General features: G+C 37.3%; 28 protein-coding genes and 1 other annotated feature. Of the genes, 4 read left to right on the top strand and 24 right to left on the bottom strand.

What is annotated here, in order from left to right:
* Positions 1-19 precede the first annotated feature (19 nt).
* The 6 genes from CEF16_RS03215 to yhfH all read right to left on the bottom strand — a co-directional run bounded on the left by CEF16_RS03215 (position 20) and on the right by yhfH (position 5,358).
* The gene (locus tag CEF16_RS03215) at positions 20-976 is read right to left on the bottom strand and encodes an asparaginase (RefSeq protein ID WP_091579585.1); all 957 of its coding nucleotides are present in this window, start codon (positions 974-976) and stop codon (positions 20-22) included.
* 12 nt (positions 977-988) lie between these two features.
* A complete protein-coding gene (locus CEF16_RS03210; protein ID WP_091579583.1) occupies positions 989-1,996 on the bottom strand; it encodes a YpdA family putative bacillithiol disulfide reductase in 1,008 nt (335 codons plus the stop codon).
* Positions 1,997-2,107: 111 nt separating this feature from the next.
* Positions 2,108-3,340 (bottom strand): Glu/Leu/Phe/Val family dehydrogenase, encoded by a 1,233-nt coding sequence (locus tag CEF16_RS03205; protein ID WP_281259206.1) that lies wholly within the window; start codon positions 3,338-3,340, stop codon positions 2,108-2,110.
* Positions 3,341-3,510: 170 nt separating this feature from the next.
* Positions 3,511-4,074: an adaptor protein MecA gene (locus tag CEF16_RS03200; RefSeq protein WP_091579577.1), complete on the bottom strand. Its 564-nt coding sequence runs from the start codon at positions 4,072-4,074 to the stop codon at positions 3,511-3,513.
* 82 nt (positions 4,075-4,156) lie between these two features.
* Positions 4,157-4,912: a metallophosphoesterase gene (locus CEF16_RS03195; protein ID WP_091579575.1), complete on the bottom strand. Its 756-nt coding sequence runs from the start codon at positions 4,910-4,912 to the stop codon at positions 4,157-4,159.
* A 314-nt stretch (positions 4,913-5,226) separates the two neighbouring features.
* The gene (gene yhfH, locus CEF16_RS03190; RefSeq protein ID WP_091579572.1) at positions 5,227-5,358 is read right to left on the bottom strand and encodes a protein YhfH; all 132 of its coding nucleotides are present in this window, start codon (positions 5,356-5,358) and stop codon (positions 5,227-5,229) included.
* Between the two features lie 286 nt (positions 5,359-5,644).
* Here yhfH and CEF16_RS03185 point away from each other — a divergent pair, with 286 nt between their 5' ends.
* The gene (locus CEF16_RS03185) at positions 5,645-5,869 is read left to right on the top strand and encodes a hypothetical protein (protein ID WP_091579569.1); all 225 of its coding nucleotides are present in this window, start codon (positions 5,645-5,647) and stop codon (positions 5,867-5,869) included.
* Positions 5,870-6,233: 364 nt separating this feature from the next.
* On the opposite strand, the gene CEF16_RS03175 is transcribed toward CEF16_RS03185, so the two are convergent.
* The 3 genes from CEF16_RS03175 to CEF16_RS03165 form a co-directional block, all read right to left on the bottom strand.
* Positions 6,234-6,473 carry a hypothetical protein gene (locus CEF16_RS03175; protein WP_139185880.1) on the bottom strand — a complete coding sequence of 80 codons (240 nt, stop codon included), beginning with the start codon at positions 6,471-6,473 and terminating at the stop codon, positions 6,234-6,236.
* Positions 6,474-6,557: 84 nt separating this feature from the next.
* Positions 6,558-8,042, bottom strand: coding sequence for a RecQ family ATP-dependent DNA helicase (locus CEF16_RS03170; RefSeq protein ID WP_091579561.1), 1,485 nt, complete (start codon positions 8,040-8,042; stop codon positions 6,558-6,560).
* Complete coding sequence (locus tag CEF16_RS03165) at positions 8,014-9,096, bottom strand: YpbB family protein (RefSeq protein WP_091579558.1); 1,083 nt, start codon at positions 9,094-9,096, stop codon at positions 8,014-8,016. Before CEF16_RS03165 ends, CEF16_RS03170 begins: the two co-directional genes overlap by 29 nt.
* 332 nt (positions 9,097-9,428) lie before the next feature.
* Here CEF16_RS03165 and CEF16_RS03160 point away from each other — a divergent pair, with 332 nt between their 5' ends.
* Positions 9,429-9,677, top strand: coding sequence for a ferredoxin (locus CEF16_RS03160; RefSeq protein WP_091579556.1), 249 nt, complete (start codon positions 9,429-9,431; stop codon positions 9,675-9,677).
* Positions 9,678-9,887: 210 nt separating this feature from the next.
* Complete coding sequence (locus CEF16_RS03155; protein ID WP_091579553.1) at positions 9,888-10,379, top strand: inorganic diphosphatase; 492 nt, start codon at positions 9,888-9,890, stop codon at positions 10,377-10,379.
* A gap of 42 nt (positions 10,380-10,421) precedes the next feature.
* Here the strand turns inward: CEF16_RS03155 and CEF16_RS03150 are convergent, their stop codons facing one another.
* Complete coding sequence (locus CEF16_RS03150; protein WP_245917744.1) at positions 10,422-11,486, bottom strand: M14 family metallopeptidase; 1,065 nt, start codon at positions 11,484-11,486, stop codon at positions 10,422-10,424.
* Between the two features lie 147 nt (positions 11,487-11,633).
* Positions 11,634-11,855 (top strand) — a binding site (T-box leader).
* A 158-nt stretch (positions 11,856-12,013) separates the two neighbouring features.
* On the opposite strand from CEF16_RS03150, the gene serA reads away from it, so the two are divergent.
* Entirely contained in the window at positions 12,014-13,636 is a 1,623-nt protein-coding gene (gene serA / locus CEF16_RS03145) for a phosphoglycerate dehydrogenase (protein ID WP_091579551.1), read from the top strand.
* A gap of 41 nt (positions 13,637-13,677) precedes the next feature.
* On the opposite strand, the gene CEF16_RS03140 is transcribed toward serA, so the two are convergent.
* From CEF16_RS03140 to CEF16_RS03075, 14 genes are all read right to left on the bottom strand, one after another.
* The gene (locus tag CEF16_RS03140) at positions 13,678-14,082 is read right to left on the bottom strand and encodes a hypothetical protein (protein ID WP_091579548.1); all 405 of its coding nucleotides are present in this window, start codon (positions 14,080-14,082) and stop codon (positions 13,678-13,680) included.
* Between the two features lie 60 nt (positions 14,083-14,142).
* Entirely contained in the window at positions 14,143-14,835 is a 693-nt protein-coding gene (locus CEF16_RS03135; RefSeq protein WP_091579545.1) for a peptidoglycan DD-metalloendopeptidase family protein, read from the bottom strand.
* 84 nt (positions 14,836-14,919) lie between these two features.
* A complete protein-coding gene (locus tag CEF16_RS03130) occupies positions 14,920-16,017 on the bottom strand; it encodes a Ger(x)C family spore germination protein (RefSeq protein WP_170031542.1) in 1,098 nt (365 codons plus the stop codon).
* Entirely contained in the window at positions 16,014-17,111 is a 1,098-nt protein-coding gene (locus CEF16_RS03125) for a GerAB/ArcD/ProY family transporter (RefSeq protein WP_091579540.1), read from the bottom strand. The genes CEF16_RS03130 and CEF16_RS03125 overlap by 4 nt, the downstream gene beginning before the upstream one ends.
* A 28-nt stretch (positions 17,112-17,139) precedes the next feature.
* Positions 17,140-18,642, bottom strand: a complete 1,503-nt coding sequence (locus CEF16_RS03120; protein WP_091579537.1) for a spore germination protein — start codon at positions 18,640-18,642, stop codon at positions 17,140-17,142.
* Between the two features lie 194 nt (positions 18,643-18,836).
* On the bottom strand, positions 18,837-19,418 hold the full coding sequence (locus CEF16_RS03115; protein WP_091579535.1) for a cob(I)yrinic acid a,c-diamide adenosyltransferase: 582 nt from the start codon (positions 19,416-19,418) through the stop codon (positions 18,837-18,839).
* Positions 19,419-19,431: 13 nt separating this feature from the next.
* Positions 19,432-19,872: a bifunctional adenosylcobinamide kinase/adenosylcobinamide-phosphate guanylyltransferase gene (locus CEF16_RS03110; protein ID WP_091579532.1), complete on the bottom strand. Its 441-nt coding sequence runs from the start codon at positions 19,870-19,872 to the stop codon at positions 19,432-19,434.
* On the bottom strand, positions 19,821-20,429 hold the full coding sequence (locus tag CEF16_RS03105; RefSeq protein WP_091579529.1) for a histidine phosphatase family protein: 609 nt from the start codon (positions 20,427-20,429) through the stop codon (positions 19,821-19,823). The genes CEF16_RS03110 and CEF16_RS03105 overlap by 52 nt, the downstream gene beginning before the upstream one ends.
* Positions 20,387-21,190: an adenosylcobinamide-GDP ribazoletransferase gene (locus CEF16_RS03100; protein ID WP_091579527.1), complete on the bottom strand. Its 804-nt coding sequence runs from the start codon at positions 21,188-21,190 to the stop codon at positions 20,387-20,389. The genes CEF16_RS03105 and CEF16_RS03100 overlap by 43 nt, the downstream gene beginning before the upstream one ends.
* A complete protein-coding gene (locus tag CEF16_RS03095; protein WP_091579524.1) occupies positions 21,187-22,686 on the bottom strand; it encodes a cobyric acid synthase in 1,500 nt (499 codons plus the stop codon). The genes CEF16_RS03100 and CEF16_RS03095 overlap by 4 nt, the downstream gene beginning before the upstream one ends.
* Entirely contained in the window at positions 22,683-23,237 is a 555-nt protein-coding gene (locus CEF16_RS03090) for a bifunctional adenosylcobinamide kinase/adenosylcobinamide-phosphate guanylyltransferase (protein ID WP_091579522.1), read from the bottom strand. Before CEF16_RS03090 ends, CEF16_RS03095 begins: the two co-directional genes overlap by 4 nt.
* Positions 23,231-24,313, bottom strand: coding sequence for a threonine-phosphate decarboxylase CobD (cobD, locus tag CEF16_RS03085; RefSeq protein ID WP_091579519.1), 1,083 nt, complete (start codon positions 24,311-24,313; stop codon positions 23,231-23,233). The genes CEF16_RS03090 and cobD overlap by 7 nt, the downstream gene beginning before the upstream one ends.
* Positions 24,300-25,265, bottom strand: coding sequence for an adenosylcobinamide-phosphate synthase CbiB (gene cbiB, locus CEF16_RS03080; protein WP_091579516.1), 966 nt, complete (start codon positions 25,263-25,265; stop codon positions 24,300-24,302). Before cbiB ends, cobD begins: the two co-directional genes overlap by 14 nt.
* Positions 25,256-26,743: a heme ABC transporter ATP-binding protein gene (locus CEF16_RS03075; protein WP_091579514.1), complete on the bottom strand. Its 1,488-nt coding sequence runs from the start codon at positions 26,741-26,743 to the stop codon at positions 25,256-25,258. The genes cbiB and CEF16_RS03075 overlap by 10 nt, the downstream gene beginning before the upstream one ends.
* Positions 26,744-26,765 lie beyond the last annotated feature (22 nt).

The following is a 26,765-nucleotide window of genomic DNA, read 5'->3' as shown; positions in this document are numbered from 1 at the left end:
ATATAAACTAATTATTAAATTAGAGACGACGTTTTTCATTATTTAAAGATAATGAAACAGCTAATTTAATCCTCGCTTTTTTAGAATCTAAATCTTCTCCTAATTCCACACCCATTTTCTCTAAATCATAAGCACTTCCATTATAATCATAAGTCGTATAAACATGGCCTTCTTCAGCACTAGTGGTAAGAACAACTTTAATGTTATGGTCGATTGCATTCTTTATACTATTTACCATTTTAGGAGTAACTTGCCCACGCCCAACGCCTTCTAACACAATACCTTTTGCACCACTATTCACTGAGGCATCGATATGACTGCCGTCTGCATTTAAATAAACTTTTACTATATCTACTCTAGGTAATTGATTTCCTAATCCTAAATAATCTCTTCTACTCGGCTTTTGGTAAAGGATTACTTTATCATTGTCAATTATACCTATATATCCATAGCCAAACGAATTAAATCCTTGGATATTAGATGCATGTTCTTTTTTTACGTATCTTGCTGAAAAAATTCTTTCATTAAACACTACGGCCGTCCCTAAATCCTTTAAATCATTCGCACATGCAGCTAAAATCGCGTAGCGGATATTTATGTAAGCATCACTGCCTAATGCTTCTGGAGCCCTTTGGGAACCGGTCATAACAATTGGCTTTTTATTGTTGAGGGTTATATCAAGGAAATAGGCTGTTTCTTCCAATGTATCTGTTCCATGTGTTACTACTACACCGTCAATCGTTTTGTCATTTAAATAATCTTGCATTCTTCGCCTTAAGTTCAGCCAATCATCAAAAGTTAAATGAATACTTGGCTTTTGAATAAATGAGTCTATGATTAATTCCACATGGTCTGGCAGATCAAACATAGAAGCAAGTTCTTCTCCTGTCAGCTCTCCGGCAGCTAATAAACCTGAACCTTCTTTTGTTTTACTTGCAATTGTACCGCCTGTAGCAACTAAAACCACTCTTTTCATACTCTCACCTCACTACATGTTCACATTTCGATTTATTTGATTTTTATTTTGTTTTTCTATCGAGTTTGCAATATATTCGCCATGAAAACGACCGTTCTCAATAAATATTTCATTGGCATCATTACCTGCTGCTAATACACCAGCAATATAAAGCCCCTGTACATTCGATTCCATTGTATCTTCATTAAATACGGGACGTCCGCTATCAGCATCTGTTTTAACCCCCATACTATGCAAAAATGAATGATCTGGATGATAACCCGTCATAGCAAACACAAATTCGCTCTCAACTTGGTGTTCCTTGCCTTCTTTTTTATAATATACAGAATGAGTAGTTATTTTCTTTACATCTGCTTCATAAACCATGTCCACTTTTTGCTGTCTTACAAGCGAATAAAAATCAGGCAGAATCCAAGGTTTTACTGCATCTGAAAATGATTTACCTCTATACAATACGGTGACCTCTGCACCTGCTTGTTCTAAAGCAAGTGCAGCATCAACGGCAGAGTTTTTGCCTCCAATGATTGTCACTTTTTTTTGAAAAAAAGGATGGGCTTCTTTAAAATAGTGAAAAACGTGCGGAAGCCCTTCTCCCTCTATTTCCATTATATTCGGATTATCATAGTACCCAGTAGCCGCTACTATGTAATTGCAATGATAAGCTTTTTCTTTTCCATTTATTGATAACGTAAAAACATCAAATCCATCGGTTGATTTGTTAACTTTCTCTACTTTTTCATACGAATGAATTCTCAGCTTACGACGCTTTGCTACTTGCCGATAATACACAAGCGCTTCATGACGTTTTGGTTTCCTTTCAATGGAAGAAAAAGGTATGTCTCCTATTTCTAATTTTTCACTAGAACTAAAAAACGTTTGATGAGATGGATAGTTGTATATAGAATGTACGATATTTGCTTTTTCTATAAGCAGCGGATTATACCCCTTCTCTTGCAAGGCAATTCCTGCTGCTAGTCCACAAGGACCAGCTCCGATAATGATAATCTCTTCTTCTAGCATATTAAGTATCTCTCCTTAACCATTTCTCCATCTTTTGTACGTTGAATGAAAGAAAACTCGCCGAGATAGCGGGCGAGTCTCTGAGCATATTTGTTAAATCTTTTATGTTTGTTAAATCCAGCCGCGAAACCGTGAAGCTTCGGCCATTTTACGGACACCAATCATATAAGCTGCTAATCGCATGTCTATTCTTCTTCCATGAGAGAGTTTATATATGTTTTCAAAGGCTTGAACCATAACTTGTTCCAGCTTTGTTTCTACTTCCTCTTCTGTCCAATAATACCCTTGGTTATTTTGGACCCATTCAAAATAAGAAACAGTAACACCACCTGAACTTGCAAGCACATCCGGTACTAATAAAACTCCTCTGTCCGCTAATATTTTTGTGGCTTTTAATGTCGTTGGTCCATTTGCAGCTTCTACTACTATTTCAGCTTTTATATTTTCAGCATTTTTTTCGGTGATTTGGTTCTCAATCGCAGCGGGCACTAGAATATCACAATCTACTTCAAGCAGCTCCTGGTTAGACAGCCGATCCTTAAAAAGGTTCGTTACAGTTCCAAATGAATCCCTTCTATCTAGTAAATAATCAATATCAAGTCCATCAGCGTCATATAAAGCCCCGTGAGCATCTGCAATTCCAACAACTTTCGCTCCTGCATCGTGCATAAATTTAGCCAAGAAACTTCCTGCGTTGCCAAAGCCTTGAACAGCTATTCTTGCACCTTTCATATTTAACCCTTTTTTCTTTGCAGCCTCTCTGATGCAGATCGTAACGCCTTTTGCTGTGGCAGATTCCCTGCCGTGAGATCCTCCAAGAACAATGGGTTTTCCAGTTATAAAACCAGGTGAATCAAACTCGCGAATTCTGCTGTATTCATCAAGCATCCACGCCATTATTTGAGAATTTGTAAAAACATCAGGAGCAGGAATATCTTTAGTCGGGCCTACTACCTGACTTATAGCACGTACATATCCACGGCTCAATCGCTCTAATTCATGAAACGACATTTTCCTTGGATCACAAACAATGCCGCCTTTTCCCCCTCCGTAAGGAAGGTCAACAATGCCTGCTTTTAATGACATCCAAATTGAAAGTGCTTTTACTTCTTGTTCTGTAACATCCGGATGAAACCGGACACCGCCTTTGGTTGGTCCAACTGCATCATTATGCTGGGCCCTGTAGCCAGTAAAAACCTTAGTAGACCCATCGTCCATTCGTATAGGAATGCGCACGGTTAATAATCGCATTGGTTCTTTCATTAGTTCAAATACTTCTTCGGGGTATCCTAATTTATCTAAAGCATTTTTAATAACTGTTTGGGTAGAATCAAGTACATTCATATTTTCAAGCTGCTCATTCTTAGGATGTTCATGATCTTTTTTCTCATGTTCCTCCATCACTTTTCACCTCTGAAACATTTTGCTTGATGTCTGACTTTTTACGGAACCTAATCAATTACTACTATAAAGAATTACTGCCATTATTTCCACTCAAATATTGGAAAAGAAAGTTATAATTTACTAGAGGCTAAAGATTGAAGAGCCGATTCCGTTTTTAGTATCTTTCCTTTTTTTCTTACAATCACTGGGTCTACATATGCTTTTTCTCCGTATTCTTCAAGTAACGGTAAAAGAAAGTCAGGCTGTTTTGATTGATAGAAAGTAAAATAAAGATAATAATAAGGGGGCCATTCGATTAACATACCGCCTTTTATATTGTGATGCACAGCGCGCTCCGCTAAAGCAAGCAGATCTTCTTTACGTGAAAAACGAAACAAGACCATAAAATCACTTTTTTTTGTTTCGTTTAATACGTTCATTTTACTGCCCTCTTTATCAAAAAAACTGATAATAAGATAAATGGTACCTTCTTCTCCTTCGTTGATTTCTGCGTCAAGTTGTGCATTCTGGTCGATATTGAAATGGTTGGAAACCATCCAAAGAAGGGAGGAAAAAAACAATTCGGCACGATCATTATTAACTAAGCCATTGTATGGATCGATTCCGTATTGGGAAAGTTCTTGCTGGCTAAGATGAACTTTCAAACGATCTCCAGGCCATGTGTATATCTCCATTTTATATCCCCCTGAATTTGCCATTGTTCCCGTCTTAACTTGCTATACTATATTCATGTCGGCAAGGAGGGGTGAAGATATATTAGGCTTTTGCCTTTAAAGTGATAAGATGCGATTCGGCTGGTGCTCCCCAGCGGAGAGGTAAAGAAGTCGTTCCAAATCCATTACTTATCAACAGCTGAACACCTCGTCGTGTTTTCCAGCCGCCTTTCTCGCGCGGTCCGATATGCCCTAGTCGTATTTGTCCTCCGTGTGTGTGTCCACTCAAAACGGCTTCAAATACAGATGGATTTGACAATTGATTTAATACCGCTGGATCATGTACAGCTAATATAGGAATTCCTTTTTCTTTTTTATCAGCTAACACTGCTTCATTTAATCTTTGTTCCTTATCCACTAAACCGGCAATTTTTAATACCTCATTATTTATCTGCCAGCTGTAAATACTGTTTTCTAAAGTAATAACCTTTTCTTTTTCAAGTAAAACCTGTAAACGTTCTTTTGTTTCTGCATCATTGTTTCCCCAAACGAAGAGAACTTGGCCAATTTCACTTAGTTTTCTAATGTTTTTCTGTACTCTCTCTAAAGGAACATCTTCCTCCATAATGTCTCCGCCAATAATAACGAGTTCTGCTTTATTTTTTACCTTTTTTATTAACCGATTGGGAATACAGCGGAAATGTATGTCTGAGATAAAAAAAATACTTCTATCCCAGAAGCTTTTAGGTAAGTGAGTTAAGTATAGATTTTCGTTTCGTATTCTTGTTCGCTTTCCTTCTATAAACATAAGTAATGCCCATAAGGATAAAAGATAAAACAACATCTTAAACCATTTCATTTTATAATCGCCTTCCCAATCTTTATTTTTTACTCCTTCATATTATCAGCAGCTAAAATAATAGCATAAGAATATTGGTTAATAAAATGGAATGTACTAGAAAAATAGCTTAATAACGATTTATCATTTTTTTACATTTGATAAGTTCAAATTGCACAAAATTTCTTTATTAAAAACACATTAGAAAAACTCGGCTTGCCGCCGAGTCCTATGGCGGAAGACGTAGTTTTACTTATGCTTTGACCCTTTAACAAAGTTTTAAAGTAAAAAAAAAGAACGGTTTCCCGTTCTATCATATAATAAATATCAGGTTTTTATATATCGGTGTTCCTCAAACATTTATCGCATTGATTCATATAGGACTCATGCATTTCTTCCATCACTTCTCCACAATCTGAACAATGTTTTGGCGGAAGATTTCTGAAAAATTCAGTTATTTTTTTCATTTAAGAAGCTCCCCTTTCGATCTTTTCTTACACTTATTGTATTATAACAGATTTAATTTTGTCAACTTGTTTTAGAACATTTTTCGCCTAATTATTCTTTGCAAAAAGAATAATTCGGGACAAAACCACCTGTCATTACATAAACTCCTTGAAACAACTTCAAACTGTTACATAATAGAATCTTATTATTAAGAACGTTTTCGTAACTTTTTACTTTGATGATGGAAAATAGCTTCTAGACTGAATTATAATATTAAGGAAAACGTAAAGAAGGAGGCAGCAGAGAGTGGACTTAACCATATTCTTAATCGGTGCTGGTTTATTTGGGGGAGGATTCTTTCTTTTACTTTTTTTATTGTTAAAGAAAAAAAGTTTGGTAGTGCCCTTTATATTAATGGGGATCGGAGTGATTGTTTGCTTTATCGGACTGCTGCTATCTTCTCCATTAACAGAAGAAACTCAACTCACATTACATAAGTTGATGATGGAAAAGCAGTCTTTGTATCAGTAAGTAAGCGTTCTAACGGTACTAGCCGAAGTCCTCTCTTGCAGAGGGTTTAACTTTGCATTTATTTGAAAATTCTAACAAGTTTCGTTATACTATACGTAACCTTTCATTTAAACAGGAGGCGGAACCAATGTTATTAAACAAATTGACGTGCCGCTCGCTCATAACTGACAAAGATGTTGACTACAATTTCCGGCTTGGTATCCCTGTAGAAGTTTTTTGTACTCATTCAGAATCAACCATTGCATTTGGTCAGATTGAAAGATATTCACATCATATTATTTGCGTAGCTGGTTCATGTTTTGACAGACAGGATTTTATTTTTATAGGACAGAGACATCTAGAACAGGTTACTTCATAACATTTATTATACATTCGAACCTATTTGAATCGAAATAAATACAGCAATCAGTACGATAAGGATAAATAAAACAAGCAAAAGACGTACCATCGGATATTTAAGCATAACTTTCTTTCTCTTCTTATGTACTTCACTTCTTGGAGGAAGCGAATAAACGTTAATGGATCTTTCTTCCCTTATCTTATTTTGACGTGTTCGTCTACGAAGACTTTCAGCCTGGTCTCCTTGACGGTTAGAATTCATCATTACCATCACCCTTTTTGTACGATAGAAAAGGCTTTATTATTATTATTTTAACACATCTTCAGGTTTCAAGCTCCATTTAAGTGCTTAGCTGCACTGATGAAACAAGGAAGCCAGGCGGTCTTTCCAAGTCATGTTTTTAGATGGTTTTTTTATATGTCTCTCCTTTTTTAGCGGATCTGCTCCACAAATCCCACAGCATTGTTCCGGCTTTGTCAGCTGTTTCTCCCCAAAATATTCTAATAACCTTTTTCTTCTGCATGTGTCATCATTCCATATCCATTCTTCCATTTGTTTCAGCTTTGTAAATTTCCATCCCTTTCTCTTATCAATAATCTTTAAAATGTACTCTTTGACCTCGTTTAGCTTGTGTGAGTGATTGTGCCATTCATTCCAATAATGAGTAAAAAAACGAGCATGAGTTTCTTCAAATCCGCATCTTTCCATCAAAAATTGTTCAGAACATTTTTGCTGTGCGTTTTTTTCGATTTCTATACTTGCTTCATTAATCTGATTTTCGGCAGGAAACTCATTTTCAATTAATCGGCGAGGAAAAATTTTGTCTTCATTCGATCTTAAAAGTATCGCAGTACTTGGAAATCCATCCCTTCCTGCTCTTCCTATTTCTTGAATATATGATTCTAAGTCTTTTGGATAGTTGTAATGAAGTACAAACCGAATATCTGGTTTGTTTATTCCCATGCCAAATGCATTCGTGCAACAAATAACATTCGTTTCTCCTTCTAAAAATTGCTGCTGTATTAAATTTCGATCTTCTTGTGTCATCCCTCCATGATATGAAAAGGCAGTAAGAGCAGTTTCCTCTTTTATCATAATGGATAACTTCTCAGCTTTTTTTCTGCTTGATACATACACCATTCCAGGCATAGGGAGCACATTTAAAAAATCAATTAATACTTTTTTCTTCTCCTCTTCATTACTAGCTGGCACAACTTCTATAGAAATATTTCTACGATCAATGGAATCACAGAATATGACAGGGTCTTTTAGTTGTAATTGCTGCAGAATATCATTTTGTACTTCTGGAGCGGCAGAAGCTGTTAAAGCCAAACAAGGTGGGGCTCCTAGTACGTCACGTATATTGCTTAATTTCAAATAATCCGTTCGAAATTCATGTCCCCATTGTGAAATACAATGGGCTTCATCTACAGCAAACAAAGAAATGTTTTGTTTAGCAAGTTGATACAATACATCATGCTGTTGAATGCTCTCAGGTGATATGTAAAGGATTTTATAGGAAGACAAGTTACTTAATATATATTTTTTTTCCTTAAATGATAAAAAACTATTATAGGCAGCTGTACGTTTTATTCCTTTTTGTTTCAATTCCTGCACTTGATTTTCCATTAAAGCTAATAGTGGCGAAATCACAATCGTCAACCCTTCATTAATTAAGGCAGGAAGTTGATAACAAAGGGATTTACCCGAACCAGTAGCCAACATTGCAAACACATTTCTTTTAGTCATTACTTCCTCGATAATTTCTTGCTGCTTTTCTTTGAATGTGGTGTAACTAAAATATTTATATAGATAATGTTCGAGCATTTTCATGTATTCCTCCAAAATAAGCTAAAGTAACTCGAATCGAAAAATAGTCTGCATGAACGTTTTCACTTTCTAGAGCTTCTTTTATTAATTTCAATCGATATGTACGTATACGTTGAACGGTATCCATAATATCTTTTTGCAAATGATTTGAGACATAGATGTCAATTATAAAGTCTGTTCCTTCTGAGGCAAGCTCTACAATATGATCCTCAATCGTGCTTCTTTTCAATCCTCTTATTGCTGCTATTTCTTGTATAGTTAAACCTTTTTGTAAATACATGTTTGTTTTTTTGGCGGTGTCTGTTAATACATGCTTTTGAAGCAGCCCTGCTGCAGTGTCCTTTAAGTAGGTTGTTTGATGTGCATTTGCTAATAAATAATGAAGTGTAGCTTGAAAGCGGAAATAACTTTCATCAGGGTCCTGATTCATTAAACCGGCTAACTGCTGTATCGTTTTTCCCGTATGCTGATGCCCTGAAAGTCTATGTGTAAATAAAAAAGCATCTTTTTCCGGGATTTTATCTAACAAAATAAATAATTCATTGTACAGATGAAAAGCCATCTCTTTTTTGTCCTTCTTGTTTCGCGGCCACCTTTGTTTTAACCACTGCTGAATATCACGGTCATCAAAAACAGGTACATACGAACGGTTTTCTTCTAATGAAAACGACAAACACTGGACAAGTAAAGCCAGTCTTTTCCAGAAAATAGCAGCAGTCTGTCCATATTTCCACCCATTCACTTGTGGCGGCCAGTCATAGTTATTAAAATAGTTTTCAACAATTATATTCCCTTTTTTCGTCATATGTGCTTTATTATCACTGTTAATGATAAACAAATGATTTTCCATCCACTTAGTCTCTTGCTCAAAAACAGAAAGTTTCCAAGTGGGAAGCATCGAAAAAAATTCAGTCAAACCATACCATTTTATATCTTGTATTGTTTGTGAAGACCGTTTTCCATTTAAGAGGTGAAAAACAGATTTTATTGTACGATCACCTTTAAAACGATTTAGTAAAAAAAGGAAAAGGAAATGGCGGAAGGAGAGGTTTTTCAATAATCCCAGCCTCCAAATTCATAGTAGGAATCTATCAAAGACCTTGAAATAACAGCGTTTTCATTCTGGGATCAGGCTCGAATTTACTGTTTTTCTGTTGAAAAGTTTATCATGAAAGCATACAATATGAAATAGACATTAAAGAAACTCGGTTTAGGAAACATCTTTAGAAAAACTCGGCGTGCCTCCGAGTTACAGCGAATGGCCGTGGTTTCCCTTATATTGTTTATTAATAACATTTTATATTTTCCTTACAGTGTTATATAGTCCATTTTACATGCCGGCCTTTATCACTGTTATGGATATTAAATGATTCTTCAGGAGGTTTTTTCATGCCAAAATATACTATCGTAGATAAAGATACATGCATCGCCTGCGGAGCATGCGGGGCTGCAGCACCCGATATTTATGATTATGATGATGAGGGACTCGCAGAAGTGATCCTTGACGATAACACAGGAACGGTCGAAGTTCCTGAAGAACTCGAAGAAGATATGATGGACGGCTTTGAGGGCTGCCCAACCGATTCTATTAAAATTGCAGAACAGCCATTTGATGGTGATGCATTAAAATATGAATAGAATGTAAAACGCCGGGATCTTCCGGCGTTTTTTTATCCTTTAGGAGTTTAACTTTACTAAAGGATCAAAGTATATCGCCATTTAAACTTGGGATAAGCCACGTTTTTCTAATACAATATTGTTTACTTTCCTTTTGTTAGATTTTAATCTGTGCTGTTTCCTGCTATAATTTTAACCGTGTTGTTATACATAAAAAAGGAGGCGAATCGTATGGCTGCAGAAAATAAAGTAGTAGAAGCTATTATTGAAATTCCGACTGGCAGTCAAAACAAATATGAATTTGATAAAGAAAAAGGGGTTTACAAACTAGACCGTGTCCTTTTTTCTTCCATGTTTTATCCAGCAGAGTACGGCTACATTGATGAAACACTTGCGCTTGATGGGGACCCATTAGACATTTTAGTACTTGTTACCAACCCAACTTTCCCGGGATGCGTTATTGATGCACGTGTTATAGGGTACCTAAATATGATTGATGATGGGGAAGAAGATCAAAAGCTGCTTGCTGTACCTACTGAAGATCCAAGATTTAAAGATGTTCATTCTATTAATGATGTCCCTTCTCATAAACTAGAAGAAATTGCTCACTTCTTTAAAACATATAAAGATTTAGAAAACAAAAAGACTGAAATCGGAAGCTGGGAAGATGCTCAAGCTGCAGCTGAACTTACCGATGCTTGCCTTGAACGATATAAAAAATAAGAATTATGAAGAAAACGGATCCTCTGATTGGGTCCGTTTTTTTTATGAAAAATCCGGAAAAGTAAGACTTTCTAAAATAAGAGGTATCGTTGTTATCCAAATTCTTACAGATGATTCTAAGGGAAGCGGGTTTTGCCCTACTCCTGTCTCAATCGTAAATCCCGGACGTTTAAATTCTTTTATGAACCAGTCTTTATACCCTGCTTTACTATCTGCTGTTCGAACAGCCTTGAAAGAACTTGCTCCTGCCAGCCTTTCTGCCAGTTTGCTGCTTATCGACGGTTCCATCTCACGATATCCCCAATATATTTCTTCCCCTTGGGAATGAAAGGCCAGCACACAGGAAAATTCCTCTTTCATTGTGAGTTCGTAAACCGCTCTTGCTTCCGGTTCCGTTAAAGGAGCTTCGCCACCGTAATGCCGTGGGAATGGACAATTTGGACTCGAAGCTGCTTCTTCTTTCCAGCCAGCTGGCCATTGGTGATTTAAGTCAACACCAAGAGCGTTTGCAGACCAATGATGAAAAACATTAAATCCTTGGTTTATTTTGTATATTTCATTATAGTACTGGTGTTGTCCGTTAAGACCTTCTTGTACTAACTCGGCTCCATCTGGATTTACTAATGGGACAATGTAAATAGTTGTTTGGTCTAACAACCCATCTATATCTATTCCGTACCACTTTTCTTTATTATTCAATTTTTTTTGCAAAACTTTTAAAAACTCCATTAACAGCCAAGTGTTCAGCCATTCATTTCCATGCCACGTCCCCGAGAAAAAAAGTTTCTTTTTCCCCTGTCCTGCTTTAAACAACCATATCGGTTTTCCCAGTCTAGACGTACCGATTTGTTCTGAAACAAAACTTTCCGCCAAGACCTCTCTATCTTTTTCAAGTTCCCGAAAGCCATATTCATAAAAACAAGCAGATTTTTCCATTATATGAGAGACAGGCCCAGGTTCAGGTATTTGAAGATAAGTACCTGGGCTGATATAATCCATTTCTGATAAAATGTCTCTATTAAAAAAAAGCAGATCTGTTATTCTTACTTTATTATTGTAAGCAACTTTTGCTAAAGTATCTCCTTTTTTTACTTGATAAGAAATCATTGCAGTCCCCCTTTTTGATTTATACACTCACTGCATTAATATGTCTTTCTATCTTAAATAGAATTGACATTTACATTAACATATGATAAATTGCAAACAACTAAGTAATCGATAGACAGTTGTCTTTCAAGAGTGAACAAGTATATAGATAATGCAATGAGGAAGAATGAAGAAATGCTTTTCATTTCAGAGAGCCGGCATAGCTGGGAACCGGTATGATCCATTTCTGATAGCACTTCTGAGCAGCTGCTTCGAACAGTAAAGTAGAAGCGGACGGATGACCCGTTATCTTGGAGCAGGAGCTCCCTGAGAGTCAGAATGCTTGATTCTGAAAATGAGGGTGGTACCGCGGAAACTTCCGCCCCTCACGAAAATATTCGTGTGGGTGGAAGTTTTTTTACATTACAGCGCTTTCAACACAAAGCGAATAAACCGGGAACCATACTCACACACTTTGGATAAAAAAAGTGAAGTGTTTTGGAACTTGGTTTACATATTTTAGATACAAAAAAGGAGTGGGGAGTTAGATGATTCAACAGCCAGTAGCAGAGAAAGCAGAGGAGAAAACCATCAATGGGGCTTATCGGGTTCTCGTATCTGATCCCATGAGCGAAGAAGGTCTTGCACCGTTATTAAAAAATGAGAACATGGAATGTGTACAGCAGAATGTAGATGAAACAAACGACCTTGCAGAGTATGATGCGCTCCTCGTAAGAAGCGGTACAACCGTAACAGCTGAGTTAATGGACAAAATGGACCGTTTAAAAATCATTGCACGTGCAGGGGTTGGCGTTGACAATATTGATATTGATACTGCAACAAAGCGCGGGATCGTTGTCATTAACGCTCCAGATGGTAACACAATCTCCACAGCTGAGCATACGTTTGCTATGATCATTTCCCTTGCAAGAAAAGTACCTCAAGCTAATGCCTCTATTAAAGGTGGGGAATGGAACAGAAAGGCTTTTCAAGGAACAGAACTTCGCGGAAAAACTCTTGGTATTGTCGGTTTTGGCCGGATTGGTTCCGAACTTGCAAAGCGTGCACGCGGTTTTGACATGTCCACAGTAGTATATGATCCATTTCTAACAAAAGAACGAGCTGAAAAATCTGGTGTTCGCCTCGCCGAGCTTGAAGAATTATTTGCTGAAGCTGACATTATTACAGTTCATACACCGCTGACAAAAGATACAAAAGGTTTACTTGGAATGGAAAACATCAATAAAACGAAAAAAGGTGTCTTTCTCATTAACTGCGCGCGCGGCGGGATCATTGATGAGGAAGCTTTAAAACACTATCTTGAAAATGGCCATGTTGCTGGAGCAGCCCTCGATGTATTTGAGGAAGAGCCTGCCCAAAACAATGAGCTGTTGAATTTTGAGCAAGTTATCTCTACACCGCACATCGCTGCGTCTACAAAAGAAGCACAATTAAACGTTGCCGCTCAAGTTTCTGAAGAAGTACTGCAGTTTTTAAAAGGGATGCCGGCTTTAAATTCCATAAATCTTCCCGCTATGTCTAAAGAGAAATTTGAAACACTTAAGCCTTATTATGAGCTTTCAAAAAAGATGGGACATATCTTATCTCAAAGCATGAAAGGCCCAGTGCAAGATATTGATGTTCATTATAGCGGTGAAGTTACAGAATTAGAGACATCCGTGCTTAGCCGCTCCTTGATTGCAGGCTTTTTACAAAGCCGTATTGATGCTCCGGTAAACGATGTAAATGCATCTTTAATTGCTAAAGAGCGTGGAATTACGTACGGAGAAAAACATCAGACGAACGATCTAGGCTATTCAAATTTAGTTCAAGCTACAGTACAAGGTGAAAATCGGACATTTACTATCCACGGAACGTATGTGAAAGAATATGGACCAAGAATTGTTCGTATTAATGATTTTAATGTCGACTTTTATCCAACAGGGCATTTAATTTATATTAAACATACGGATAAACCTGGGGTAATCGGTAAAATGGGGCAGCTTCTTGGAAAACATCAAGTGAACATCGCGACAATGCAGGTAGGCCGTAAAGAAGAAGGTGGAGACGCCATTATGATGCTTGCTGTTGATAAAGAAGCGAATGAAGAGGTACTGGCTGATTTAACATCTATTGACGAAATTAAACATGCAGACAAAATTGAGGTATAAATAATAAAAGAATCCCTATGCATTTACACATAGGGATTCTTTTATTTTTCAGGCCATATGTATCTAAGAATATGATTCCATTGCGTTCGTCTTGGCAAATCTAAAAACTCACGTCCGTGGTATGTAATAGAAGCATAATGGCTCCCTTTTTTTATCCATCCCTCTTTGACAGCAATCATCTCAATAAATTGATAATAAAACACATCTTTTGGTTTTTTACTTTTCGTTAATAACTGTCTTTGAAAAACTTGTTCCATTCCTTTCCAAAAACGCCGGTGCAGATGTCCATCGCGATCCAGCCTGATTTGCTGGTGTAATGTTAATTTTTTTAACACAAACAAAAATCCGTCAAGCATCCATTCTTCCTGATGCCCGTCACTCTGTTTATTAAGCCAAAGCAAAAAGGACGTATCAATATAAATGGCTTGGTTTGTCTGATAATTCATTGTTTTATCTTCCTTTATCTTATGCTTCTATCATTTTATCATATTTTTTGCTGTATACGTTTAAGGCAGGATTAATAATTGTCCTGTTTCAATAACAGAATCATTAAGTTTATTTGACTCCATCAAAACTTCAACAGAAGTACCGTGTTGTTTTGCTATTTCCCAAAGCGTATCACCAGAGTGAACTTTATACTTTATTTCACCGGAGCTCCCCTTTCTATTGGTATCATATGACCTGACTTCAGTCGAATGTTTACTTTCCCTTAACGAAGCAGTATTTAACACCGTTAAAGGATCTTCTGCAAACTTTTTATCTTCTCTCCATTCTTTTTCATGTAACTCAAAATGCAAGTGTGGTCCCGTGGAGTGTCCAGTATTGCCTAATGTCCCGATCACTTCACCTTGGTTAACTAAATCTCCTTTTTCTTTTAACCTTTTATCTAAGTGTGCATACAACGTCTCCTCATTATCTTTATGCCCGACAATAATGACGTTGCCGTATGAAGAGGAAAAATAGGATTTTACTATTTCACCTTTTTTTACAGCATACACTTTTGTACCCTTCTCTGCAGCTATATCAATTCCGTAATGTGTTCCGTCTCTTGTACCAAATGTATCACTTATTTCCCCATGTACCGGCCAAATATATTCACCTTCCCTTGCATATGTGGCTGATACACCAATAAATAAGTAAATCAAAAACAGAACAACAGAAAAAATCCCTACAATAACAAACCGTCTCATATAATTCATACCTGCCTCCACTTATAAAACATCACATATTTACTATATGAAAGCTTGTATTACTTATGTGTAACTCATTCGTATGAGTGTCCATTACTCAATGGCTCCAGATTGTAAAATTTCTAAGTCAACTTTTACATTTGATTTTGTTTTAGGATAAATGTTTTCCTTCCATTCATTTGGTTTCCAATTTCTTGTCTTGCTTCTATATTTTTCACCAAACCCTAAAGGATCTATTTTTAATTCCTGAAACCTTTTTATTAATTTTTCACTTTCTGTTTTGATTTGCTTCCCTACGGACTGCTCTATTATTGCAACTTGATTAGAATCACTTAGGTCTATATTACCCGTATTATCCGTAATCTCCCCTTGAATTTGCAGTTCAATATCATACTCAGGATAGGGGGTTCGCTTTTTTTCTTTATACTGGACTTCAGTAAACACATTATCAATTACTACATATTCTTTTTCTCCTTTATACTCAACCATAAATTGGTTTGTCCCCCCTTCGCTTCCGTCTTGTAATTGCTTGAGAATGTAGGTCTGATTCATATCAATATGATCGACATAACGATCAAAATCAAATAATGCTGAACCAATTAACTTAGGCTCTCCTTCTACTTTTTTTATTAACGGCAAAAAGGCATCTTTGCCATCGCTGTACAAATCAAACAAAAAAAGATGCATATTCGTTTCAGGAATGTTCTCAAACTCAATATTCTGCTCAATAAGATCGGAAAAATACATACCTATTCTCTGCTGTTCTTCCCCTTTCAGGTTTAAAATTTCTTCTGTTTTTCCTTCTGTAAGCGATAAAAAAATTTTACTGCCCACTCTTGGATTACGATAGAAAGATTTTACGTATTTCTCTAGTCCTTCTTCTGCTACTTCTTTTCCAAACATAATAACTCTTACTTGACCATATCTTAGCGGCTGCTGAGCCTTCGTGTTTAAAAGGCTGCGTGCTTCTTCGGGTGTTTCAGAAATAACAGAAATCTGCTCCATATTTAGTGTGCTTTCTTCACCCTGTTCTAAAAAAAATGGATAGGTAACCGAGTATTTGAGTTTCTGTTCCTCATGCTTATCAATCCCTACTGTTTGTATTAGCAGGATTTCATCGATGATTTGCGTATCAAGACATCCAGTTATTAAAATAAGAACGGATAAAGATATAAATACCTTTTTTTTCATGAACTCCGCTTCCTTCCCATTTTTTGAGCAATATATTGAACAATGCATATGAATGGAATGTAAGCTGCTATTACCCAAAATCCAATTTGGGAGATAACATTGTTTAATGTATTTACAGCCTGGCGGTTATCGAGCAGTGGAACGGTAAAGGCCATCACAATCATCAAAACGATAATGACATAACGTTGTTTTATAGAAAACAATCGCTTCACACCTCTGCTTGCTCCCCAAAAAGCTGTTGCAATGTTGGGGATAATGATAATAAGCCATAGCGATATCCCTAAATATTCAAACCGTTCTATAAAAGGAAACTCAATAATTTTTAGAAGAGTTAATGTAGGCCATATTGTCATCTTTAATTGACCTTCACTAAAAAAAGACAGTGTAACAATCATTAACAGCGTGTAAACAAATACACTAGCCCAGTGGCCAAGCTGAGCCCATTTTTGAGAACGCTGACCGTCTTTTATAAATGGATAAAATAAGAGCAGCAGTTCAAAACCTAAATACGTGAGTGTCGTTTCCCTCACACCTAAAAAAATATTTTTCAAAGAATGCTTCCATACCGGAAGAAAGTTTAAAAAATCTGCATATTGAAGAGGCATTAATAAAACAAAAAATAATATAGAAGGAATAAAAACTCCTGCTACACAGAGGCCGGCTACCGTTCGAAAGCCGCCTTGAATCACATAATAAAAAAAACAACCGGCCAATAATGTTAAAACCCAAGTAGGCATGTCTTCAAACACCCATACTTGAATAACTTCAATATAGGTTCTTAAAACAAGGATCCCAAGTGCATAGAAGTACAGAATAATAATTAAGCTTAATACTCCGCCTGCCCATTTGCCAAAAAGGTTACGGTGAATTTCAATAATATCGTTATGATTCGTTTTTAATACAAAATACACCATGCTTATAAGCATGGATATTATTATTCCTGCAATAAGTACTGCTATCCAGCTATCGTAGCCGCTGTATTTAGCAACTATTCGTTGAAAACCAAGCATCCCTACACCAATCTGCATAGCATGTATCAAAAAAAACAACATAGGAGGAGAAACTTGAAATTGCTCTTTTACTTTCGAATGCATTTTCTGTTCCTCCTTTTATTTCTACTTATCATTCATCAATATCTTTCTTTCTCCGCTTTTTTGAAGCTTTTATTCTTACTTTTGATTCTGGGCTCATTTGCTGCGGACGCTGCTGAAACATATTATAAGGCAGCCGTACAAATGTATCTTTCCAATCTGTAAAACGCAGCGGATAAAAAGGGGCTAAATAAGGACGTCCTAATGATTCAAGTCGAATTAAATGAGCAATGACAAAAGCGAGTATTAAAGCAATACCTATTACTCCGAACATTGCCGAGAAAATGATAAATGGAAATCTTATAATACGGACTGTGTTACCCATTTGGTAAACTGGTGTTGTAAAAGAAGCAAGTGCAGCAAGAGCTACAACAATTAACAAAATATTACTTGTTAAACCTGCTTCCACAGAAGCCTGCCCAATCACAATACCGCCAACAATACCAATCGTTTGGCCTACTTTTGTGGGCAGTCTTGCACCTGCTTCTCTTAAAAGCTCAATCGTAAATTCCAAAAACAAAGCTTCTACCAACGGCGGAAATGGAATATTACTACGAGAAGCTATTAACGTAGACAGTAAATCTTTTGGAATCATTTCGTAATGGAATGTAAGCACGGATACATAAATCGGTGTGGCAAGCACAGAGAAAACGACAGAAAATAAACGGAGCATACGTACAAAAGATGCAATATGCCATGGAAGATAATAGTCCTCAAGAGAAGAAAATAATTCAACTAGTGTCGATGGTCCAATAATGGCCTCTGGAGATCCGTTACACATAAACACTATTTTACCTTCCGCTAATGAAGCAGCCACACGATCTGGTCTCTCTGTATTGACGAATTGTGGAAATACTGTATAAGAGTGGTCCTGAATCATTTGTGCCAAAGCATTAGCCCCTAAAACATCGTCAAAATTAACTTCATTGATCCGTTGGATTACTGTATTCACATTTTCCTTATCAGCTATGCCATCTATATAAAAAACAGCTGTTTCTGTGCTCGACAACGTCCCTATTTTTAATTTTCGAATCCGCAAGTCTTCAATAGGCAGCCGTTTTCGTATAAGGAAAATATTCGTTTCTAGTTTTTCTACAAAAGCCTCCCGCGGACCGATTACACTAAATTCAGTTTCTGGAATACTTACCTCTCTTTGTACATCAGCCGGAGCATTTATTAATAAAACTTCTTCTTTTCGGCCAGGAATCTGACAAGCAGCACAACCTGCTAACAGCTTTTCGTTAGTTGTCGAAATGTCTTTGGTAACTTCGGTATCGTCTACATATACATGACTTTGGATGTCTTTATACGATCTCCAGGGATTTGTTTTCAGGGGCTGCAAAACATCAACATTTAACCTTTGATGATCAATAAGCGTGGTATAGTAAAAAATCTTTACACTCCCAAATGGTGTTTCCATGACTTCTTCCATAAAATCTTCATTTCCATCAGAAAGAGCAGAAAGCCACTCCGATAAATTTTTTGATTTCGGTGAAGCTGCTTGAAAACTTTTTTTTCGCTTAAAAAAATTCATACTCTGCTCCTTTCCAATTGAAAGTCACAGTTAGTATGAGAAAATATTTGATATTTATACTTTTTTAGCCATTAGAAAAACTCGGCTTGCCGCCGAGTCCCTATGATCGCAGTTTTTTTATACTTTATTTTCATTTCATTAGCACGGATGAGAAAAGCTTTCCCGATAGGTGGGAAAGCTTACAATTTGTAAATCTATTCTTCTTTCTTTTTTTTAGGTGAACGAAATACGACAGCACTTCTTTCATATTCCACATCTGCTACGTTCAGACGGTAATTGACCACCCTCGCTGCTGCAAAAAAGTAATCTGATAACCGGTTTAAATATTTGAATACTTCACTGTTGATTTCTTCTTCTTTCATAAGCGCTGCTGTTACACGTTCTGCTCTTCTTGCCACCGTTCTGCACACATGCAAATCCGCTGCTTCAGAAGAACCTCCTGGCAATATGAAACGTTCCAATTCTGGCGGTTCTTTAATGTACTCATCAATACGCTCTTCTAAAAAAGTAATTATATCATCTTTGACTTTAAATTCTCTATCTTTTTTAATATTGGCAAGATCACTTCCGCAGTCAAATAATTCATGCTGGATTTTAATTAATTCAGGCTGAATGTCAGGAAACAAATTTTTATCAAGCACGGCCGATGCTTTTGCTACAAACGCATTTAATTCATCACACGTCCCATAAGCTTCTACTCTTATATGGTCTTTATCTCTTCTTCCGCCTATTATGCTAGTTTTGCCTTTGTCGCCGCTTTTTGTATATAGTCTCATCATAATTCCTCCCCTAGGATAATGATTGTCCCAGTCCGAACCACACAATAATGGTGTCATCAGACAATTGAACAAGCTTTTGATAAAGACGGCCCAATTCATCTCGAAAATGCCTGGCACCTTTATCCATTGGTACAACTCCCTTTGTCATATCCGTACCTATAATAATAAGTTTTCTTTTCTCATCTTGCTGTTCCCACGTTATTAACCTTAATAAGTATCTATCGTAAAAATCTTTTGCTGTACAATGACCATGCTTTAAATATTCTTCTAAACTGTTCTCTATTCCTTCTATCACTAATGTACTTTCTTTTGAATAGGGCAGGTTCATAATGTGTTTGTTTTTTTCTGTATAACAGTGATACCATTTGCAGTCATCTTTCACAACATACGAGTAATTCGTTAAAACCCATCTTTTTTTTCCGTTAAACGCACCTCCTGTAATGAAATACAATGCCAATCCCCTCCTTTTATTTCAAATCTTGCGGCCAATCCCCCGCCATAAGGTATATTCCATAAATAATCTGCTTTACTCTCAGAGAAGTAAAGTCCGCACCATTCTCTGATCCACCCGCTATGCGTGACAACGGCAATCGATTTTTGTTCACTTTTCGTTATTTTTCCCCATCCATATTGAATACGTTTTCTAAAAGCCGCTAAATTTTCTCCATTTCTTGGAGTGCTATGAAAAAAATCTTTCAGCCAAGCTTGATATGCACTGCTCCCTTTCAATTCTTCATATGTTTTTCCTTCAAAATCTCCAAAATGTATTTCCCTTAAGCTTTTTTTACTACGTAACGACGCGTTGGGAAATAATAATTCTGCTGTCTGTACTGCTCTTAACAGATCGCTGCACCACACCTCATCTACAAATACCCGACGTACATTACATTTCAATCGTTCTGCCTCTGATTTTAATAACGGAGGGTTCGACCAGCCGCAGTATTGTTTATGAAAATTACTGTGTGTCATACCATGACGTAAGAGATATACAATGCGCTGCTCAACCATATTACTGTTTCCATCCCCTCACATAGAGCTCCAGCCATATCACCATTAATGCCTCCAAACATAGAGAAAAATAAATAGCGTGCAAGCCAGTATACAGCTATAACTATTGCTGTAATAAACAACCCAGCCTTGATAAATTCAGGTTGAAGTATGAATAGAAAACTTATCAAAAATGCGCATATGAAGATAACAATCCAAGTATCATGCTTTTTAGATTCCTTTCTGAACCAAGAAGCCAGACCATTACTTTTAGCAAGCGGGGCTGCAATAATTAAATGTCCCATTGCGGTGCGAGTTAAAACAGGAATAAGGAATAGAAGGAACCATACGGCCAAAACATCCGTTTGAAGGACAAATAAAACAAATAGAAATCGGCCGCCAAGTAATAAGATCGTTGTCCAGACAGCAGCAGATCCCGTTCTGCTGTCTTTCATAATTTCTAATTTTTTTTCTATATTCTGCCAAGAAGCTGCCGCATCACTAACGTCCATCCAGCCATCAAGGTGCAGTCCTCCATGCATCACTAACAGTGCAGCAACTATAAAGAATGCGATAATGTAATTGGGCAATGCAAAAGGAGCAAGCAGTACGTAAATGACAAACACAGCGGCAGCACCTATGAATAATCCGCATACCGGAAAAAAGAAAATCGAAAAACGTGCAGCAGATTCTTTCCAAACCCCATTTTTTGAAGGAAACACAGTGAGGAAAGCGATCGCCATCTGAAAACCTTGCAGCATGAGATGGGCTTTTTCTTTCATGACAATCCCTTTTCCATTATTCGAATAATGCTGCTCACATCAAGATGAGATTCCACTGCTTCTCCCAAAGCATCCAGTCTTTTATCTTTATTGGCAGAATAATGAACTACTGGCATATTTTTTAGTCCTTTCCTTCGTCTAAGAAGATTAAGCCACCAATTCCGCCAGTTATCGTTATGAAAAACATGATGTACATAAGTGCCGAAACATTTTTTATCGGATGAGATTAAACCTTCTGGATTATTATTTTCATCATTAAAAAGCGGCTGCCATTCTTCTCCGTAATCGACTTCTTCTATTCCTGTGTGTATTTCAAAACCTGTTAATGCTATATTTTTCCCGTTTTCTTGAAAAGTTCCTTTCCATTGAGTCGTTTTTTTCGTTTCCATAAAAGTTGTACGCATGGGAAACACTTCAAGCCCCTTGGCTGTTTTCCCTTCATGCCCGGTGTCAGCCCCATATTTATCGATTAACAGTTCTCCCATCATTTGAAATCCGCCGCATATCCCAACAAGGAAGGTATCATCTTTATGTTCAAGGATTTTTTCTAAAATTCCTTTGCTATGCAAGTGTTCATAATCATGAATGGTACTTCTTGTACCTGGTATGATAACGGCATCAGGTGAACCGAATTCGCCAGCTTCTTTCACAATACGAACGGATACATCTTGCTCTGCAGCAAATGGTTCTAAATCAGTATAATTTGATACATAAGGCATGGCAATAACAGCGATATCGATGTTTAGCTTTCTAGAACTGTTAATTTTATTAAGAACAGCAAATGATAGGGAATCTTCTTGTTCCATTCTGATGTCTAGAGTGGGCAGAACACCTTGGACGGGGATGTCTGTATTTCTCTCCAGCCAGGATATTCCGTTTTGAAATAGAGCAGGATCTCCTCGAAAACGATTAACAATCAGCCCTTTGACTCTTTGTTTGTGAATATTTGGCAGAAGATTAAGGGTTCCTGTAATACTTGCAAAAATGCCGCCTCTTTCTATATCACCAGTAAGCAGGGCAGGAACATTAGCCATTTCTGCCGTTGCAAGGTTTGCAAGGTCTTTATCCATTAAATTAACTTCTGCAGGACTGCCTGCACCCTCCATTAATATGACGTCATAATCTTTTGATAAAGTATTTAACGAATCTTCTACAGCTTGTTTCGCTTTTTCAAAAAAGCTTTTACGGTATTCAGCTGCAGCTGGACTGCCTAGCGACTTCCCTTGTACAATTACTTCTGCGCTCCGGTCACTTCTAGGTTTTAATAATACAGGGTTCATATGTACAGTAGGAGCAACTTTCGCTGCTTCTGCTTGCAAACCTTGTGATCTGCCGATTTCATGCCCGGATAATGTAACATAGGAATTGTTTGACATGTTTTGTCCTTTAAAAGGCGCAACTTTTAAACCGCGATTGGCCAGCGCGCGGCACAATCCCGTTACAATATAACTTTTGCCTGCATCTGACGTGGTTCCCCACACGATTAAACCTTTCATCTGAGAACTTCCCCTTTCATCACTACTGGTCTGCCTGCTTCCATTTTCACTGCTGTTTTTGCATGGTGGACAAAGTATTGGTGGAGTTCTCCGAGTACCCTTATGTACCTGTACACGTGTTTGTCATGGGGGATAGGTTCGTGAAACAAGTCATTACTAATAATAATGACGTGATTGCAGGCTCTCTCTAAGGCTGCTACCGCTGCAATAATACGACGTTTTATATCTTTTGGCTGTAATTGTCTGTTAAAATCTATAAACATTTCATTACTTAGCCAGGTCGTTAAACAATCCAAAAAAAGAATGTCATGGTTTCTTAAAAAGTCTGCACAGGCATCTAATTTCACAGACTGCTCTATGGTGGTCCATTCTGCACATTTTGCTTGTCGTTCTCTTTGATGAAGGAGGATTCTATTTTTCATTTCCTCATCACTTGGCTGCGCAGTTGCTAAATATATAAGCTTTCCGTCTGCTCGTCTTAATTTTTCTGCAGCTTTTTCTCCCCAATTGCTTTTTCCGCTTCTTACACCACCGCACACAAAAGTCAGCATCCTCCACTCCACCTCGCAAGACTTTGTAGTAATTGATCATTTTCACTTTTTGTTTTTACTGCTAATCGAAGATATTTTCCATCTAATCCAGGAAAATGATAAGTGTGTCTAGCATGAATTCCTTCTTGCGCTAAAAACGTTAAAAGAGGCCGCATATCCATGTTTTTTATGTGCCGTATTAAATAAAAGTTCACCGCTGATGGGAAAACTTCTATCTCTTTTAAAGTCTGTAACTCTTTTAAGACACGTTTTTTTTCTTTATGAATCCGATGTACCGTTTGGCCCACAAATGCTTCTTGATTCAGCAAATAGTTCATTGCTTGTTCAGCAATACTGTTCACATTCCATGGTGGTAAATAGTTATTTACTTTTTCTACTAATTTGTCTGAAGCGAGCATATATCCAAGCCTTAAGCCTGGAACGGCATACATTTTTGTCATAGACCGAAGTAGAATAATAGGATCATTTTCCTTTATATAACGATGAAATAAAAACGGATCTTGTTGAAAATCATAAAAGGCCTCATCTACTACTAATAGTTTATTATTGGCACGGCAGTATGTTAAAAGCTGCACTATTTCTTCTTCAGCAGAGATACTTCCGGTAGGATTGTTCGGATGACAAAACCATATGCCATCTGCTTTTTCTAGTAATGGCTGCAGCTCTTGAAATGACCATTGCCATTTCGTTTCTTCTTTTGTGTAAAAAGAAACAACGTCTGCACCATTTGCTTGTAATGCTTGTTTATATTCTGTAAAAGTCGGTTCTATTAAAACAACTTTTTTATTAGCAAAAAGTCTAGCTGCTGCAAAAATCAATTCTGCTCCTCCATTACCAGGCAGCACTTGAGTAGGCTTGCAGCTGATTTTCTCCGCCATATGTTCTCTTAATGTGCGGTGACTGGGATCAGAATACTGGTAAATAGTACCTGTCCATTCTTTTAGTTTTCTTTTTAAATCAGCGGGAGGTCCAAAAGGGTTGGTATTCACACTAAAATCTATTATTTTCCTGCATCGGGCTTGACTCAGTTGTTCAGAAAGAGCCGCCGGCATCGCTCCGTGTTCAGGCCAAGACATAATAAAACCCTCCTGTTATCCATAGTAAACTGATAAAATAAATAATAGAAAGGTGCCACACTATTAATCCTTCTTTAATAAGCTCAGCATGTAAAAAGCGATCTCCATTGCCAAAATGAGGACGCTTTACCCATTTATCCAGGTAAGGTGTTGGCCCGCCAAGTTTTACATGTAAAATTCCCGCCATTGCTGCTTCCCCGTACCCGCTGTTTGGACTTTCATGTAAGGGAGCGTAATGTTTAATTACTAATAGTGTCGCACGCCAAGAAGATGCTTTTATTTTCCAAACCGTCAACGTCATCACTAATGCAGTCAGCCTTGCTGGTATGTAATTTAAAACATCATCAGACCGGGCAGCTGCCCAGCCAAATTGCTTAAAACGTTTGGAAGTGTAGCCAATCATCGCATCAGATGTATTAATATAACGATAAAAGACAGCTAACGGCGCACCGCCGATGAAAGCATAAAAGAACGGAGCTGTCACACTATCTGCAATATTTTCTCCAGTACTTTCTAATACAGAACGAGTAATTTGTGTATCATCCATTTGATGTGTATTTCTAGATACAATCATCGCAGTTTGTTCTCTAGCTTTTGCTAAATCATCCTGCAATAAATAACGGTATATTAGTTTGGCTTCTTTCACCATACTTGTGCCGCCGATCATAAACCATATGATAAGCGCTTCTGTTAAAATACCTGTCCATATTGAAAACTTATATGCTGCAAACGTTAAAACATAAGAAAGACCTAACAATAAAATGGCCGGAAGAAGACTAGCAAGAATACCTTTTCCTTTAATACAACGCCCTTTATTCCATTTTTTCTCTATATAAGAAATCATCCGTCCCATTAATACTACCGGATGAAATGAAAAGTGCGGGTCCCCAAATAATTTGTCTAGTAGATATGAAATAGTAATGGCGAGAAGGTGGGCAGCAATTATTCCCATTCTTCATTCTCATTCTTTCTTTGATTATATTTTTCTAATGTTTCTGCAACTGCATCATACACAGCTTTACCGATTTTCTTCCCGAGAGGAGATGCTGTACCCCCATACATATATTCTTTGCCACTGTGAACAGCAGCTACTAACATACTATCTGTAGACGTACCTGTAGCAAGTGTTCTAGTGTGATTATCGATGATTTTATGATCTAGCAAAGCTTTTGATTTAGCTTCTGTTGCTGTCATCATAACTTGAGCGTATGCAGCCTCGGTTAGTTTACCATCAATAAATATCCAAATATTAATCGTGCCGATTGTAAAAGACTGGACTGCATTTTCATATGCTTTAGAGACGTCAACAGCATTAGAAGTGCCGGCAGTAGCGTAGACAAGAACATCCCCTTCCGAATCTTTCAAACGTATGAATGAGCCGTCTTTCAATAAAGCAGCCGTCATCATTCCCACAGTATCGGCGGTTTCCAAAGAAATATTTTGAAGATAAGCACCGTACTCTTCTTGTGGATTATCACAATCATAGTCTTTATCGACGTGCCGGTTAACAAAAAATCGATGCCAGCCAAATCCTGCTCCAATAACTGCTGATGATAAAGTTTTCCAATAAAACCGAGAAGAAATGCAAACTCTCTCTTCTGTTTCATCAAAGGTCAACGTATTAAGTAAATCCGATGGCTGTTCAAATGATCTGTCAGAAGGTTCTAAGGTAATGAGCGGACTCGGAACGGAAGGATGCTCTTTTCTTTGCAGATGGGCGTCGTAAACTTTCTCTAATACTGTCTTTTCCAAGACATACGATGGTTTATCAAGTGCTATTTGCTGTCCCTGGTCCATCAGAAGAATCCGATGACTGTACATGGCTGCCATGTTTAGGTCATGCAGTACAGCTATTACTGTTAATTGTTTTGAATTGGTCCAATCTTTTAACGTATCAAGTAAACTGAGCTGATAGGAGATATCCAAATGGTTGGTTGGTTCATCTAAAAGTAAAATATCAGGTTCTTGCGCCAAAGCCCTGGCTAACAGCACTCTTTGCTTTTCTCCTCCGCTTAAACTATCAATGGGCTGGTCAGCAAATGAAAAAACCCCGGTATCGTTCATAGCTTTATTGACTACTTTTTCATCTTTTTCACTGTTAGAAGAAAACCAGCCGGTTTGATGAGGATATCTTCCAAGCTCAACTACCTGTCTTACCGTATAAGAAAAAGCACTATCTGTCTGTTGAGGAAGAACAGCAATCTTTTTGGCTAAGTTCTTTTGAGAATAGCTGGTAAGAGGTTGATCATCAATCACTATCTGACCTTTTTCTGGCTGAAGAAATCCATAGATGAATTTTAATAATGTTGATTTCCCGCTTCCATTAGGGCCGATAATTCCCAATATTTCACCAGCATTCACTTGAAAATTAACATTCTTTACTACTGGAACAGATCCGTAGCCGCCAGCTACACCTTTTAACTCGAGCAACTCATCACCCCGCGGTATTTGA

This window comes from Alteribacillus bidgolensis, from assembly GCF_002886255.1.
GTDB lineage: Bacteria > Bacillota > Bacilli > Bacillales > Marinococcaceae > Alteribacillus > Alteribacillus bidgolensis.
Note: the sequence above shows the minus strand (reverse complement) of the source record. Positions and strands in the feature narration are given on the sequence as shown.

Excerpts from the sequence above, each read along its gene's own strand:
- CEF16_RS03215 (WP_091579585.1), bottom strand. The coding sequence starts at position 976 with ATGAAAAGAGTGGTTTTAGTTGCTACAGGCGGTACAATTGCAAGTAAA.
- CEF16_RS03210 (WP_091579583.1), bottom strand. The coding sequence starts at position 1,996 with ATGCTAGAAGAAGAGATTATCATTATCGGAGCTGGTCCTTGTGGACTA.
- CEF16_RS03205 (WP_281259206.1), bottom strand. The coding sequence starts at position 3,340 with ATGAATGTACTTGATTCTACCCAAACAGTTATTAAAAATGCTTTAGAT.
- CEF16_RS03200 (WP_091579577.1), bottom strand. The coding sequence starts at position 4,074 with ATGGAGATATACACATGGCCTGGAGATCGTTTGAAAGTTCATCTTAGC.
- CEF16_RS03195 (WP_091579575.1), bottom strand. The coding sequence starts at position 4,912 with ATGAAATGGTTTAAGATGTTGTTTTATCTTTTATCCTTATGGGCATTA.
- yhfH (WP_091579572.1), bottom strand. The coding sequence starts at position 5,358 with ATGAAAAAAATAACTGAATTTTTCAGAAATCTTCCGCCAAAACATTGT.
- CEF16_RS03175 (WP_139185880.1), bottom strand. The coding sequence starts at position 6,473 with ATGATGAATTCTAACCGTCAAGGAGACCAGGCTGAAAGTCTTCGTAGA.
- CEF16_RS03170 (WP_091579561.1), bottom strand. The coding sequence starts at position 8,042 with ATGAAAATGCTCGAACATTATCTATATAAATATTTTAGTTACACCACA.
- CEF16_RS03160 (WP_091579556.1), top strand. The coding sequence starts at position 9,429 with ATGCCAAAATATACTATCGTAGATAAAGATACATGCATCGCCTGCGGA.
- CEF16_RS03155 (WP_091579553.1), top strand. The coding sequence starts at position 9,888 with ATGGCTGCAGAAAATAAAGTAGTAGAAGCTATTATTGAAATTCCGACT.
- CEF16_RS03150 (WP_245917744.1), bottom strand. The coding sequence starts at position 11,486 with ATGATTTCTTATCAAGTAAAAAAAGGAGATACTTTAGCAAAAGTTGCT.
- serA (WP_091579551.1), top strand. The coding sequence starts at position 12,014 with ATGATTCAACAGCCAGTAGCAGAGAAAGCAGAGGAGAAAACCATCAAT.
- CEF16_RS03140 (WP_091579548.1), bottom strand. The coding sequence starts at position 14,082 with ATGAATTATCAGACAAACCAAGCCATTTATATTGATACGTCCTTTTTG.
- CEF16_RS03135 (WP_091579545.1), bottom strand. The coding sequence starts at position 14,835 with ATGAATTATATGAGACGGTTTGTTATTGTAGGGATTTTTTCTGTTGTT.
- CEF16_RS03130 (WP_170031542.1), bottom strand. The coding sequence starts at position 16,017 with ATGAAAAAAAAGGTATTTATATCTTTATCCGTTCTTATTTTAATAACT.
- CEF16_RS03125 (WP_091579540.1), bottom strand. The coding sequence starts at position 17,111 with ATGCATTCGAAAGTAAAAGAGCAATTTCAAGTTTCTCCTCCTATGTTG.
- CEF16_RS03120 (WP_091579537.1), bottom strand. The coding sequence starts at position 18,642 with ATGAATTTTTTTAAGCGAAAAAAAAGTTTTCAAGCAGCTTCACCGAAA.
- CEF16_RS03115 (WP_091579535.1), bottom strand. The coding sequence starts at position 19,418 with ATGAGACTATATACAAAAAGCGGCGACAAAGGCAAAACTAGCATAATA.
- CEF16_RS03105 (WP_091579529.1), bottom strand. The coding sequence starts at position 20,429 with ATGGTTGAGCAGCGCATTGTATATCTCTTACGTCATGGTATGACACAC.
- CEF16_RS03100 (WP_091579527.1), bottom strand. The coding sequence starts at position 21,190 with ATGAAAGAAAAAGCCCATCTCATGCTGCAAGGTTTTCAGATGGCGATC.
- CEF16_RS03095 (WP_091579524.1), bottom strand. The coding sequence starts at position 22,686 with ATGAAAGGTTTAATCGTGTGGGGAACCACGTCAGATGCAGGCAAAAGT.
- CEF16_RS03090 (WP_091579522.1), bottom strand. The coding sequence starts at position 23,237 with ATGCTGACTTTTGTGTGCGGTGGTGTAAGAAGCGGAAAAAGCAATTGG.
- cobD (WP_091579519.1), bottom strand. The coding sequence starts at position 24,313 with ATGTCTTGGCCTGAACACGGAGCGATGCCGGCGGCTCTTTCTGAACAA.
- cbiB (WP_091579516.1), bottom strand. The coding sequence starts at position 25,265 with ATGGGAATAATTGCTGCCCACCTTCTCGCCATTACTATTTCATATCTA.